The 13,727-nt window shown below is 41.7% G+C and carries 14 protein-coding genes; 5 read left to right on the forward strand and 9 right to left on the reverse strand.

The genetic code is table 11. The annotated features are described in order from the left end of the window. Positions 1 to 155: 155 nt before the first annotated feature. Both nprE and PUN35_RS06680 read left to right on the forward strand, forming a co-directional pair. The gene (gene nprE / locus PUN35_RS06675; protein ID WP_014479700.1) at positions 156 to 1,721 is read left to right on the forward strand and encodes a neutral metalloprotease NprE; all 1,566 of its coding nucleotides are present in this window, start codon (positions 156 to 158) and stop codon (positions 1,719 to 1,721) included. A 350-nt stretch (positions 1,722 to 2,071) separates the two neighbouring features. Then, positions 2,072 to 2,992, forward strand: coding sequence for a class I SAM-dependent methyltransferase (locus tag PUN35_RS06680; RefSeq protein ID WP_014479699.1), 921 nt, complete (start codon positions 2,072 to 2,074; stop codon positions 2,990 to 2,992). 129 nt (positions 2,993 to 3,121) lie between these two features. Here the strand turns inward: PUN35_RS06680 and PUN35_RS06685 are convergent, their stop codons facing one another. From PUN35_RS06685 to PUN35_RS06700, 4 genes are all read right to left on the reverse strand, one after another. Then, a complete protein-coding gene (locus PUN35_RS06685) occupies positions 3,122 to 4,246 on the reverse strand; it encodes an IS4-like element IS4Bsu1 family transposase (protein WP_014478926.1) in 1,125 nt (374 codons plus the stop codon). 232 nt (positions 4,247 to 4,478) lie between these two features. After that, positions 4,479 to 4,907, reverse strand: a complete 429-nt coding sequence (locus PUN35_RS06690) for a GNAT family protein (RefSeq protein WP_072174091.1) — start codon at positions 4,905 to 4,907, stop codon at positions 4,479 to 4,481. 25 nt (positions 4,908 to 4,932) lie between these two features. Beyond that, positions 4,933 to 5,730, reverse strand: coding sequence for an inositol-1-monophosphatase (gene suhB, locus PUN35_RS06695; protein WP_014476703.1), 798 nt, complete (start codon positions 5,728 to 5,730; stop codon positions 4,933 to 4,935). Positions 5,731 to 5,869: 139 nt separating this feature from the next. Further along, the gene (locus tag PUN35_RS06700; protein WP_009967148.1) at positions 5,870 to 6,058 is read right to left on the reverse strand and encodes a hypothetical protein; all 189 of its coding nucleotides are present in this window, start codon (positions 6,056 to 6,058) and stop codon (positions 5,870 to 5,872) included. A gap of 239 nt (positions 6,059 to 6,297) precedes the next feature. Between PUN35_RS06700 and PUN35_RS06705 the strand changes: the two genes are divergently transcribed. Further along, positions 6,298 to 6,936: a YktB family protein gene (locus PUN35_RS06705; protein WP_014479697.1), complete on the forward strand. Its 639-nt coding sequence runs from the start codon at positions 6,298 to 6,300 to the stop codon at positions 6,934 to 6,936. Positions 6,937 to 6,968: 32 nt separating this feature from the next. Here the strand turns inward: PUN35_RS06705 and PUN35_RS06710 are convergent, their stop codons facing one another. Beyond that, on the reverse strand, positions 6,969 to 7,235 hold the full coding sequence (locus PUN35_RS06710; RefSeq protein WP_014479696.1) for a UPF0223 family protein: 267 nt from the start codon (positions 7,233 to 7,235) through the stop codon (positions 6,969 to 6,971). A 184-nt stretch (positions 7,236 to 7,419) separates the two neighbouring features. Here PUN35_RS06710 and speA point away from each other — a divergent pair, with 184 nt between their 5' ends. Next, positions 7,420 to 8,892 carry an arginine decarboxylase gene (gene speA, locus PUN35_RS06715; protein WP_014479695.1) on the forward strand — a complete coding sequence of 491 codons (1,473 nt, stop codon included), beginning with the start codon at positions 7,420 to 7,422 and terminating at the stop codon, positions 8,890 to 8,892. A gap of 39 nt (positions 8,893 to 8,931) precedes the next feature. Here speA and PUN35_RS06720 read toward each other — a convergent pair whose 3' ends face one another. Continuing rightward, positions 8,932 to 9,051 carry a GapA-binding peptide SR1P gene (locus PUN35_RS06720; RefSeq protein ID WP_003232305.1) on the reverse strand — a complete coding sequence of 40 codons (120 nt, stop codon included), beginning with the start codon at positions 9,049 to 9,051 and terminating at the stop codon, positions 8,932 to 8,934. A 418-nt stretch (positions 9,052 to 9,469) separates the two neighbouring features. Here PUN35_RS06720 and slp point away from each other — a divergent pair, with 418 nt between their 5' ends. Then, positions 9,470 to 9,844, forward strand: coding sequence for a peptidoglycan-associated lipoprotein Slp (gene slp / locus PUN35_RS06725; protein ID WP_003245672.1), 375 nt, complete (start codon positions 9,470 to 9,472; stop codon positions 9,842 to 9,844). Between the two features lie 44 nt (positions 9,845 to 9,888). Here the strand turns inward: slp and lpdA are convergent, their stop codons facing one another. From lpdA to pdhB, 3 genes are all read right to left on the reverse strand, one after another. Next, entirely contained in the window at positions 9,889 to 11,301 is a 1,413-nt protein-coding gene (lpdA, locus tag PUN35_RS06730) for a dihydrolipoyl dehydrogenase (RefSeq protein ID WP_003232309.1), read from the reverse strand. Between the two features lie 4 nt (positions 11,302 to 11,305). After that, positions 11,306 to 12,634, reverse strand: coding sequence for a pyruvate dehydrogenase complex dihydrolipoyllysine-residue acetyltransferase (pdhC, locus tag PUN35_RS06735; RefSeq protein WP_014479694.1), 1,329 nt, complete (start codon positions 12,632 to 12,634; stop codon positions 11,306 to 11,308). A gap of 114 nt (positions 12,635 to 12,748) precedes the next feature. After that, positions 12,749 to 13,726: a pyruvate dehydrogenase complex E1 component subunit beta gene (gene pdhB / locus PUN35_RS06740; RefSeq protein WP_014113660.1), complete on the reverse strand. Its 978-nt coding sequence runs from the start codon at positions 13,724 to 13,726 to the stop codon at positions 12,749 to 12,751. Position 13,727: the final 1 nt, after the last annotated feature.

Here is a 13,727-nt window from a genome sequence, read left to right on the forward strand (position 1 = left end):
GACACTTGACTCATCTTGATATTATTCAACAAAAACAAACACAGGACAATACTATCAATTTTGTCTAGTTATGTTAGTTTTTGTTGAGTATTCCAGAATGCTAGTTTAATATAACAATATAAAGTTTTCAGTATTTTCAAAAAGGGGGATTTATTGTGGGTTTAGGTAAGAAATTGTCTGTTGCTGTCGCTGCTTCGTTTATGAGTTTATCAATCAGCCTTCCTGGTGTTCAGGCTGCTGAAGGTCATCAGCTTAAAGAGAATCAAACAAATTTCCTCTCCAAAAACGCGATTGCGCAATCAGAACTCTCTGCACCAAATGACAAGGCTGTCAAGCAGTTTTTGAAAAAGAACAGCAACATTTTTAAAGGTGACCCTTCCAAAAGGCTGAAGCTTGTTGAAAGCACGACTGATGCCCTTGGATACAAACACTTTCGATATGCGCCTGTCGTTAACGGAGTGCCAATTAAAGATTCGCAAGTGATCGTTCACGTCGATAAATCCGATAATGTCTATGCGGTCAATGGTGAATTACACAATCAATCTGCTGCAAAAACAGATAACAGCCAAAAAGTCTCTTCTGAAAAAGCGCTGGCACTCGCTTTCAAAGCTATCGGCAAATCACCAGACGCTGTTTCTAACGGAGCGGCCAAAAACAGCAATAAAGCCGAATTGAAAGCGATAGAAACAAAGGACGGCAGCTATCGTCTTGCTTACGACGTGACGATTCGCTATGTCGAGCCTGAACCTGCAAACTGGGAAGTCTTAGTTGACGCTGAAACAGGCAGCATTTTAAAACAGCAAAATAAAGTAGAACATGCCGCCGCCACTGGAAGCGGGACAACTCTAAAGGGCGCAACTGTTCCTTTGAACATCTCTTATGAAGGCGGAAAATATGTTCTAAGAGATCTTTCAAAACCAACAGGCACCCAAATCATCACATATGATTTGCAAAACAGACAAAGCCGCCTTCCGGGCACGCTTGTCTCAAGCACAACGAAAACATTTACATCTTCATCACAGCGGGCAGCCGTTGACGCACACTATAACCTCGGTAAAGTGTACGATTATTTTTATTCAAACTTTAAACGAAACAGCTATGATAACAGAGGCAGTAAAATCGTTTCTTCCGTTCACTACGGCACTCAATACAATAACGCTGCATGGACAGGAGACCAGATGATTTACGGTGATGGCGACGGTTCATTCTTCTCTCCGCTTTCCGGCTCATTAGATGTGACAGCGCATGAAATGACACATGGCGTCACCCAAGAAACAGCCAACTTGATTTATGAAAATCAGCCAGGTGCATTAAACGAGTCTTTCTCTGACGTATTCGGGTATTTTAACGATACAGAAGACTGGGACATCGGTGAAGACATTACGGTCAGCCAGCCTGCTCTTCGCAGCCTGTCCAACCCTACAAAATACAACCAGCCTGACAATTACGCCAATTACAGAAACCTTCCAAACACAGATGAAGGCGATTATGGCGGTGTACACACAAACAGCGGAATTCCAAACAAAGCCGCTTACAACACCATCACAAAACTTGGTGTATCTAAATCACAGCAAATCTATTACCGTGCGTTAACAACGTACCTCACGCCTTCTTCCACGTTCAAAGATGCCAAGGCAGCTCTCATTCAGTCTGCCCGTGACCTCTACGGCTCAACTGATGCCGCTAAAGTTGAAGCAGCCTGGAATGCTGTTGGATTGTAATATTAGGAAAAGCCTGAGATCCCTCAGGCTTTTTTGTTACATATCTTGATTTCTCTCTTCAGCAGAAACAACGAAAAGATGCTGTCATGAGACAGCAACCGATTCTGATTTGCAAAAAGAGGGATGCAGCCGCAAGTGCGCATTTTATAAAAGCTAATGATTCAGTCCACATAATTGATAGACGAATTCTGCTACAGGTCACGTGGCTATGTGAAGGATCGCGCGTCCAGTTAAAAGCAAAAACATTGACAAAAAAATTTATTTATGCTAAAATTTACTATTAATATATTTGTATGTATAATAAGATTCTCCTGGCCAGGGGAATCTTATTTTTTGTGGAGGATCATTTCATGAGGAAAAATGAGTCCAGCTTAACGTCTCTAATTTCAGCTTTTGCCCGTGCATATCACAGCCGATATGACACACCTCTTATTTTTGATGATTTTATCGCAAAAGATCTCATTAACGAAAAAGAGTTTATCGACATCAGTAAAAATATGATTCAAGGAATATCGTTTTTCAACAAAGAGATCGCCGAACGTCTTCAAAATGATCCTGAAAAAATATTAAAATGGGTTGCACAAATCCAGCTGTCTCCCACGCCCCTAGCACGTGCTTCTTATTGTGAAAAAGTCTTGCACAACGAATTAATGCTGGGAGCAAAACAGTATGTCATTCTTGGAGCGGGGCTGGATACTTTCTGCTTTCGGCATCCAGAATTAGAAAACAGCTTACAGGTTTTCGAGGTTGACCATCCGGCTACACAGCAATTCAAAAAAAATAAGCTGAAGGATGCAAATCTGACAATTCCGGGTCATCTTCATTTTGTTCCTATGGATTTCACCAAAACGTTTTCATATGATCCTCTTTTAGATGAAGGATTTAAGAACACAAAAACATTCTTCAGCCTTCTCGGAGTGTCTTATTATGTAACACAGGAAGAAAATGCAAGCTTGATAAGCAATTTATTTTCTCATGTCCCGCCTGGAAGCTCTATTGTTTTTGATTATGCGGACGAAACACTTTTTACAGCAAAAGGGACGTCGAATCGAGTTGAACATATGGTGAAGATGGCTGCCGCAAGCGGGGAACCGATGAAATCATGTTTCACTTATCAAGAGATTGAACATCTGTTAGAGTCATCTGGTTTACTGATCTATGAACATCTATCACCAGACGACATCAATGACCTTTTCTTTAGTAATCGAAAAGACAATTTGTCAGCGTTTGAAACGATTCATTATATTCATGCGGTCACTAGTGTTGCATAAATTTTGACTGAATTTTCTGCTTTCTTGTTTTTGCTCATGAGAAGAAAAACAAAGACATTTGAATAGAGGTAGTTAACATCCATTTTTTTACTATAATCTTTGACGAGTGCAACAGACCTGTGAAATTCTTTAGGGCACGGTTTTCCCTACGATTTTTCGTAGCCATAAATGAGCGGATTTCCATGGTGCCGCTTTGAGTAAGCGACTAATTTGTAAGTACGTCCTTGAACTGTTCGTGTTCAGCTGTGCCAGTACATTTAGGCAATATACAATCATTGCGATATACACTTGATTATGTACGCCTTGTTCGCTCTGCGCGTAGAACTTTTTGATGTTCAGGTGCTGCTTCAGCCATTTAAAAAATAGCTCGATTGCCCAGCGCGACTTATATAACTCAGCGATTTCGTCAGCGCTTAAATCAAATCGATTCGTGATCAGATGCAGTTCGTTTCCTTTTGAATCGAGCACTTTGATGAGGCGAAAAGCGTTTTCTGCACGGTTTTGTGGTGTACCAATCAAAACCATTTCATCTGAAAACACAAGCGAGTCTTCAGGCAGTTTAAATGGCTCGATTACACGAATGACAGCGTTTTTTCGTAAGCGTGACACAAAGAAATACCCATCGTCTGTCATGCGGTCAAATCGTTCATAATCCAAGTAACCCCGGTCAAAGACGTACATGCATTCTTTGTCGTCAACGAGTACTTCCAGCTGACCACGATCATGTTCTTTCGCGTTTGTCAGCACCGCTTTATCTGGATAGGAACAGCCTTTTTCTGCGTAAACAAGACGTAAATGAAGCTTGATGCCCGACTTTGTTTTACGGAATTCAGCCCACTTATGGTTTTTCAAGTTCAATGGCAACGTACTCGAGTCGATAATTTTCAGTGGTGTTGTCGTTTCTCGGCGCTGCTCATAATGTGATTTCTCGTGAATTTGGGCAACTAAATCCAAAAATACCTGTTGGAACACTTCAGTCGGCACTTGATTTAATCGGCGTCCGAGCTGCGAAAAGCTAATCGCTTCTAAATGCGTCGCTTTTTGAAGGTCGTCAGAAAATAATGTCTCACTGACTGCACGCAGACTCTCGGTTTCATTGAGCTGAGCGAATACGAACAATTTCAAGAATGACGCAATATGTAGCTTCTTTGTATAGTAATTTAATTGATAGCTTTCAACTAATTCCTCGAGTTTTGTGGAGAAAATCGGTGAAAACCATTGTTCAAATGATGTTTTTCGTGTAAACTTATCCATGCTTATTGTCCTTTACTTTGGATTTGGATGGTTTATTACCGCCCTACCATTATAAAGGCTTTTTTTATGCAAAGATAAAATTACTGAAAATTTAGATTTTTATAAATCGTTGAATTATTTTAATGCGACACTAGTGTCATGCGGTAAAAAAATAATTTTCAAATCATCAGAAGCCTCTCAATGTTTGAGAGGCTTTTTATTGAACCCGCATGCAGCAAATAAGCTGCCGTTATCATACGGCAGCTTCTGCTAAAGGCTTCACCAAGATCATAAATGATTTGCCTTTCTCATCTTTTTCCGTTTTCAGCTGTTCAAAGCCGCATTGGCTTAAAAACAGTATCCATTCACTGCGCTCAATGGGAACTCCCGCAAACATCGCTTTGTGTTTGGCTCTAAGCAATTTGCTGATCTGTTCAATGATCATCTTCGCATGTCCCTTTTTTTCTTCAGCCGGGTCAATCAGGACCGTTCCGAGCCACGGCTTACCGTTTGAAGGAGACCACTCGAGATGGTAGCTGACGGCAACAGGCAGACCGTCTTTTTCCCATACAAGCCATACCCCGTTGTACATGGAATAGGAGATGATATAGTCTTGTGCATCTTTATCTCCAAACTCCTCCTCTTTCCATACAGGATGAGCCTCCGCGAGCTTTTCTAACAAGCTGAGATCATCCTGCTCAAATGGCCTACTTCCCAGCATGAAGATACTCTTCAAATATCGTTTTATGTATAGATGGGTTTCCGGCTAGCACACTGTGGTTTTCTAAAAAGGTAAACGGCTCTCCTTCAATGGTCGTATAGATGCCTCCTACTTCATTTAACAGCACACAGCCGGCTGCGTAGTCCCATGGCGCAAGGCGCATCGTGATGTAAGCATCTATTCTTCCTGCCGCGACATTTGCCAGCTCTAAAGCGGCAGAACCGTATGAGCGTGTGCCTCTGACTCTTTTCACAAGTGGCGCTAACACACTTTGATCAATTCTTCTGTTTTCCGTTACCCATGTTGCATTAATGGCAAGAATCGCTTCTTCAATGACGGTTTCTTTTAAAGGAGCCAGCTTCGTTTCATTCATATAAGCCCCTCTGCCGCTAAATGCGTGATACAGCTCATCGTGCACCACATCATAAATTAAACCGATTTTCCCTTCACCGTTTTCAAAAATCCCAATGGAAATCGCAAAATTTCTTTGCTGGTGCACAAAATTCATCGTCCCATCAATTGGATCAATAATCCATACGACTCCCTCAAGTGAGTGGATTTTGTCTCCTTGCCCCTCTTCACCGAGTATCCGATGTCCCGGAAATGTTTCTTGAATTCGATCAATGAAAAACTTTTCGGTTTCTTTGTCAATATTGGTGACTAAATCATTCGGATTTGATTTCGTTTCAATTGTCAGGCTTTCATGCATGGATTGTTTAATTCTCGCGCCTGCTTCTCTTATCCATTTCTTTGCAATCTCATCAATTTCCGTCCAATTTGTCATTCGTTCGTACCTCTCTTCTATGTAGACCTTTTATTTTATAGGATACTGATAACGGCAATGAAAAAGCAAGGAAAATGAAAAATATCCCTTCTCACGTAAAAACGAACCATTCATGCGGTTCGTTTTCACTATCGCTTTTTTACCCGTTAAGACGAATCCATTCTTTTCTAAGTCGCTCAAGTTTGTTTTTGCTTTGTTCAATCTGCTCTTCATTTTCTTTCTGCATTGCTTCATATAGGGTTGCCAATTCATAATCAACCTCTAGTCTCCAGACAGCAACACGATTGTTTTTCTCTTCCTTAAATCCCTCTTTTACAACTTGCCTCATTGTCTTTCGCCCCTTCCAGAGATCATTTGTTTGTAAAAAAGCATCCCATTTTGCCATTCAACAATGATTACTTCTTATATCGTATGATTGTTCTATTTACGCGCAACATGATTCTGAAAATTGTGTGTTTACCTATTCGTTTATTACCACATTTCCCCTTACTTCAAACGCACTCAATCTTTTTGAAGCTCGTATGAACTGTGATAAAATATGTATACTTAGCATGAAGGAGGAAGATCATGACACAAATGCGTTTCACTGAAGAGGACTTTAACACATTTACAATAGAAGGCTTAGACGCGCGCATGGAAGTATTAAAAGAGACGGTCCGTCCGAAGCTTACAGCTCTAGGCGAACATTTTGCCCCAACTTTATCAGCTTTAACCGGAGATGAAATGTTTCCGCATGTGGCAAAGCATGCAAGAAGATCCGTCAATCCCCCTGCTGACAGCTGGGTGGCGTTCGCAAACAGCAAAAGAGGCTATAAAAAACTGCCACATTTCCAAATTGGTTTATGGGAAAGCCACGTCTTTGTGTGGTTCGCGATTATTTATGAATCCCCTATCAAAGAAGAATACGGCAAATTGCTTGAAATGAACCAAGAAACCATTACGAAAAATATCCCTGACAGCTTCGTTTGGTCTGCAGATCACACAAAACCGGGAGTACATAAACAGTCTGAAATGGACAAGGAACAGCTGAAGACACTGTTTGAGCGTTTGCAGACTGTAAAGAAAGCTGAGCTGTTATGCGGCATCCAGCTCCAAAAAGAAGAAGTGCTGAATATGAATAACCAGGAATTCCTTCAGCGTATCGACGATGCCTTTAAGCAGCTTGCTTTTCTGTACCGCCTCACCCAAAAAGTATCACAAGCATAAAAAAGAGCCGGGATATCCCCCGGCTCTTTTTCTTACATCTTAATCTTCGCGATATCAGATTCTCTCGCCTGTTTGACCGTGCGATAAGGAGAATATGTACTTTGTTCCTCAAACTCGCCGCATAGCTTTTTTTCCTCGGCCTTCCCCGGTACAATTTCCTTGAAACGGCGGTAAGCTTTAAGCAGTTCTTCACGATCCGCCCCTTTTTCATATGCAAGCTCAACCTGCTGGAAAAATGCAATCACATCCACTGCTTCTTCGGTTGTCCAATCTTCATTCATCGGATATTGATACTCCATTTTCTTCACTCCTTGTAGATTTACTTCCCTTAAGAGAAAGCATCTTCATTTGATCATAAATTGTTCTTTACATTCTTTCAAGTTCATAATATAATTCATTTGTTTTACGTCTAAAAAACGGTTGAGAAACTGATTTTAATACACACTATTATGCATAGGTATGATTACAAAGGTGGGAAAACAATTGTCGCAACATGAAACACCCTTATACACAGGACTGAAAAAGCATGCAAGCAGACAGCCTGTTCAATTCCACATTCCCGGCCATAAAAAAGGGGCAGGAATGGACCCAGAATTCAGACAATTTATCGGTGAAAACGCGTTAAGCATAGATTTAATTAATATTGAACCATTAGACGATCTGCACGCGCCAAAAGGCATTATTAAACAAGCACAAGATCTGGCTGCTGAAGCATTTGGAGCGGATCATACATTTTTTTCTGTTCAAGGAACAAGCGGCGCCATTATGACAATGGTAATGGCTGTTTGCGGACCTGGTGATAAAATTATTATTCCAAGAAATGTTCATAAATCAATTATGACAGCTATTGTATTTTCCGGAGCGGTTCCAATTTTTATTCATCCTGAAATTGACAATGAATTGGGCATCTCCCACGGCATTACACTTGAATCTGCTAAACGGGCGCTTACCGAACATCCGGATGCAAAAGGGCTTCTCGTCATCAACCCGACATATTTCGGTGTTGCAGCCGACTTAAAAAGCATCGTAGAACTCGCTCATTCGTTTGATGTGCCAGTGCTTGTCGATGAAGCACACGGCGTTCACATTCATTTTCACGACGAATTGCCGCTATCGGCTATGCAGGCAGGAGCGGACATAGCAGCGACAAGTGTACACAAGCTGGGCGGATCACTCACGCAAAGTTCGATTTTAAACATGAGAGAGGGCCTTGTATCAAAAGACAGAGTGCAATCAATACTGAGCATGCTGACAACTACGTCAACTTCTTACTTGCTTCTTGCTTCTTTGGATGTTGCCAGAAAACGCCTTGCAACAGAAGGCCACCAGCTTGCTGAGGAAACACTAAAGCTTGCCAATCAGACGAGAGATCGCCTCAACCAGATTGAAGGCATTTATTGTGTCGGTTCTGAGATTCTTGGGTCGAAAGCAGCTTACAGCTATGATCCGACAAAATTGATTATCTCTGTGAAAAGTCTTGGCCTGACAGGACATGACGTGGAAAAATGGCTTCGTGAATCCTTTAATATTGAGGTTGAGCTTTCTGATCTGTACAATATTTTGTGTATTTTCACTCCTGGTGACAGCCAAAATGATGCAGACCGGCTTGTAGAGGCTTTAACTGAGATCGCACAGCAAATGTCAGAACAAGATGTAACACATCAGCAAACTGAGGTTCTGCTTCCAGAAATACCTTTATTGGCAATGACTCCGCGTGATGCTTTCTATGCAAATACGGAAGTCATCCCATTAAAAGAAGCATCCGGACGGATTATTGCTGAATTTGTCATGGTATATCCGCCTGGTATTCCAATCTTCATCCCAGGAGAAATTATTACAGAAGAAAACATCAGCTACATTTTTAAAAACCTTGACGCAGGCCTCCCTGTTCAAGGACCTGAGGACTCGACTTTACATATGATCCGAGTCATCAAAGAACAAAAAGCAATTCAATAAAAAATAAAAAGCATGCGGCTTTAAGCCGCATGCTTTTTTTTACTCTTCATCAACAGGACATTGACATTGTCCGCAGCATGTTCCGTATAATGTTGTCACTTTCTCATCTTCAAAGTAATGAATGGCTTCGTTGCAATCTTGGCAAACAATCGTACCCATCTCTTATTCCCCATTTCTTTGAATTTTGAAAACGCTTAATTTCTTTTGTTGTTATTATATTAATATGTCACATTTAAAATGTCAACAACAAACTGTATAACACATTTTATTTCATCTCATCATATTCACCTTGTTTTTCCATTTTCCATCATACAATATCTTCTTCATACAGAAGCTTTACTCGATATATATGCCACAGCACATAATGTAATTGCACGTTTTCTTGAACTTTCATCCAAGAATGCAGCAAAAAATTCAATATACCCCAGGTTGCTATTTTAAACGATTGATATAATATGTAATCTCACTTTAAAAACGGTTTCAATTATATAACAATTAGGTAACAAGAAGCAGATTAAGCCGCCTCTCGTGATAAACTAAAGCTAGTTAACTACTGTTTATACAGAGGAGAAGATAGATGCGATATCGCGCGGTATTCCCCATGCTGATAATAGTATTTGCTTTATCGGGCTGTACGCTTTCCACCATCAATCCGATGAAAAAAAGCCGGATTGACAACATTCATCATACACAAATCCTGTTTTTTTCTGATGAGAACCAAATAGACCAGGAAGCGCCTTATTACGATGCACTGCTTGATTTAGAAAAAGATTATCCCGAGCAAATAGATAAAATGAAGGTCTATGATAAAAAAGAAGGCTGGGAAGATGAGATTGAAACTGTCCCTACCCTTATGGTTGTTGATCAGCGCCATGTCGTGGTGAAAATCGAGGGATGTGTGAAAAAGAAAGAAGACATCATTAAACCATTACAGCATGTGCTGTCAAAATAAAAAAACAGCCCCGCTTTGAGCGAGGGCTGTTTTTGATATGAAAATTATTTTACGATGTGAATCGGACTTCCGATTGCCACTTCAGCAGCTTCCATTGTGATTTCGCCCAATGTTGGGTGAGCGTGAATTGTCATCGCGATATCTTCAGCAGTCATGCCGCCTTCAATCGCTAGGCTTAATTCAGAAATCATATCAGAAGCACTTGCTCCGGCGATTTGCGCACCGATCACAAGACCGTCCTCTTTACGAGTGATCAGCTTCATGAAGCCGTCTGTTTCGTTAAGAGAAAGCGCGCGGCCGTTTGCTGCAAATGGGAATTTAGCAGCAACAATGTCAAGACCTTCTTCTTTCGCCTGTGCTTCAGTGTAACCAACTGATGCAAGTTCAGGCTCAGAGAAAACAACCGCAGGAATACCAAGGTAATCGATTTCTGCAGGCTCTCCAGCGATAGCTTCTGCAGCGATTTTACCTTCGTAAGATGCTTTATGAGCAAGCGGCGGTCCTTCGATGATATCACCGATTGCATAAATGTTAGGTACGTTTGTGCGGCACTGTTTGTCAGTTTTCACAATACCGCGGTCCGTCATTTCGATACCGACTTGCTCAAGACCAAGCTCATCAGTGTTTGGACGGCGTCCTACTGTAATCAATACGTAATCAGCATCAACCGTTTTTTCTTCGCCTTTTACTTCGAAAGTAACTGTTACGCCGTCTGGTCTTTCTTCAACGCCTTTAGCCATCGCGTTTGTATGGATTTCAACGTTGCCTTTTTTCTTCAGTCTGCGTGTAACGAGAGAACTCATTTGTTTTTCGAAGCCAGGAAGAATTTCATCTCCGCCTTCAAGAATAACAAGTTCAGTACCGAAGTTAGCATACGCAGTTCCAAGTTCAGTTCCGATGTATCCGCCGCCGATAACAACGAGCTTTTTAGGAATTTCTTTAAGAGCCAAAGCTCCAGTTGAATTCAGGACACGCTCACTATATTTGAAGTTTGGCAATTCGATAGGACGAGATCCAGTAGCGATGATTGCATTTTTGAACGTGTATGTTTGAGCAGAGTTCTCATCCATAACACGAACTGAATTGCTGTCTACAAAGTAAGCTTCACCTTTTACAACATCTACTTTGTTGCCTTTAAGAAGACCTGCTACACCGCCAGTAAGCTTGTTGACAACAGAAGCTTTCCATTCTTGAACTTTTGTGAAATCAACTGTTACATTCTCAGCAGTGATTCCCATGTCATCAGAATGTTTTGCATTCTCATAACGGTGACCTGCATTGATCAGCGCTTTTGAAGGGATACATCCAACGTTCAGACAAACGCCTCCAAGAGTTGCTTTTTCAACGACTGTTACTTTTTGTCCAAGCTGTGCAGCGCGGATGGCAGCTACATAGCCGCCAGGTCCCGCACCAATTACAAGAGTATCTGTTTCAATAGGGAAATCTCCTACTACCATAACATTACGCCTCCATTAAAATTAATTGTGGATCGTTCAGTAAACGCTTGATGTGATTTAATGCATTTTGCGCAGTTGCTCCGTCGATCATACGGTGGTCGAAGCTGAGAGAAAGAGCTAAGACTGGAGCTGCTACGATTTCGCCATCACGAACAATCGCTTTTTCTGCAATGCGTCCGATACCAAGAATCGCAACTTCTGGATGGTTGATAACCGGAGTGAACCATTGTCCGCCGGCAGAACCGATGTTTGTAATTGTGCAAGATGCGCCTTTCATTTCAGCTGGAGCAAGCTTGCCTTCACGAGCTTTTGTTGCAAGGCCATTGATCTCATCAGAAATTTCAAAGACAGATTTACGATCTGCATTTTTCACAACCGGTACAAGCAAGCCTTTTTCAGTGTCAGCAGCGATACCGATGTTGAAGTAATGTTTTTGGATGACTTCATCTGTTTTATCGTCAATTGACGTGTTTAAAACAGGGAATTTTTTCAGTGCAGATGTAAGAGCTTTTACAACGTAAGGCAAGTAAGTCAGCTTGATTCCTTGATCAGCAGCAACTTGTTTGAACTGTTTACGATGTGCAACAAGGTTTGTTACGTCCACTTCGTCCATTAACGTTACATGAGGAGCAGTGTGTTTAGAGTTAACCATCGCTTTTGCAATTGCTTTACGGATACCGCTCATTTTTTCGCGTGTTTCTGGGAATTCGCCCTCTGGAGCTGGTGCAGCAGCCGGTTTAGCAGCTGTTTCTTGTGGTGCAGCTGTTTCTTGCGGTGCAGCTTCTTGCGCTCCTCCGTTTACAAAGCTGTCGATATCTTCTTTTACAACACGTCCGTTGTTGCCTGAACCAGTAACCTTACGGATGTCTACGCCTTTTTCACGAGCATATTTACGTACGGAAGGCATAGCGATCACGCGTTTGTTCGGGTCAACTTCAGCTTGATCCTGCTGTCCTGCGCCAGTAGCTTTTGCAGGCTCTTGAGCTTGCTCTTCTTTCGCAACGTCTTTTCCAGCTTCTGCAGTTGACTGAACTTGTGCTTCAGTTTTCGCATCGTCAGACTCGTCGCTGCCTTTAAATTGAAGATCTTCGTAACCAGGTGCATCAAACGTAATAATCGTTTGTCCAACAGTTGCAACCGTTCCCTCTTCAACTTTTAATTCTAATACTTTTCCTTTAACAGGTGAAGGAATTTCTACTACTGCTTTATCATTTTGGACTTCAGCCAGTACATCATCTTCGTCTACCTCGTCGTTAGGCTTGACAAACCATTTTACGATTTCGCCTTCGTGGATACCTTCCCCGATATCTGGAAGTTTAAATTCAAATGCCACAGTTCTCGACCTCCTAGTTTGATTAAGCAATTTTAAAGTTTACATCGTAAGCATTGAAAACAGATATATAATAGAGGGAAAACGTTCATCTTCCCTCTCGATTATGCAGTTTGATTAAAATTCAAGTACTTTTCTTGCTGTTTCAAGAACGTCTTTATGGTTTGGAAGCCATACGCTCTCCGCTTGAGAGAAAGGAAATACTGTATCTGGCGCTGCAACGCGAAGTACAGGTGCTTCCAAGCTCAGGATCGCACGGTCATTAATTTCTGCTACTACGTTTGCAGCAATACCGGCTTGTTTTTGTGCCTCTTGAACGACAATCGCGCGTCCTGTTTTTTCTACAGAAGCGATGATTGTATCGATATCAAGTGGGCTTACTGTACGAAGGTCGACAACTTCAGCAGAAATGCCGTCTTTTTCAAGCTCCTCAGCAGCTTTTAATGATTCATGAACCATTGCGCCGTAAGTAATGATTGAAAGATCAGTACCTTCACGTTTCACGTCAGCTTTTCCAAGCTCAATTGTGTATTCTTCTTCAGGAACTTCCTGACGGAAAGAACGGTAAAGCTTCATATGCTCTAAGAAGACAACAGGATCATTGTCTCTGATCGCAGAAATTAAAAGTCCTTTGGCATCGTAAGGAGTTGATGGAATCACAACTTTGATACCAGGCTGTTGTGCAACAAGACCTTCCAAGCTGTCAGCGTGAAGTTCAGGAGTATGAACACCGCCGCCGAATGGAGAACGAATTGTTACAGGTGAAGTCCAGCGTCCGCCAGAACGGTAGCGCATACGAGCCATTTGGCCAGAAACTGAATCCATTACTTCATAGACAAATCCGAAGAATTGGATTTCCATTACCGGACGGAAGCCGTTTAAGCCTAAACCAAGGGCAAGACCGCCGATACCAGATTCAGCAAGTGGCGTGTCAAACACACGGTCTTCACCGAATTCTTTTTGCAATCCTTCTGTCGCACGGAATACGCCGCCGTTTACACCAACGTCTTCTCCGAAAACTAAGACATTTTCGTCATTTTTCAGTTCTGTGCGTAACGCATCCGTGATTGCTTGAATCATTGTCATTTGCGCCATG

Source organism: Bacillus sp. N3378-2at, from assembly GCF_033412715.1.
Taxonomy (GTDB): Bacteria; Bacillota; Bacilli; order Bacillales; family Bacillaceae; genus Bacillus; species Bacillus subtilis.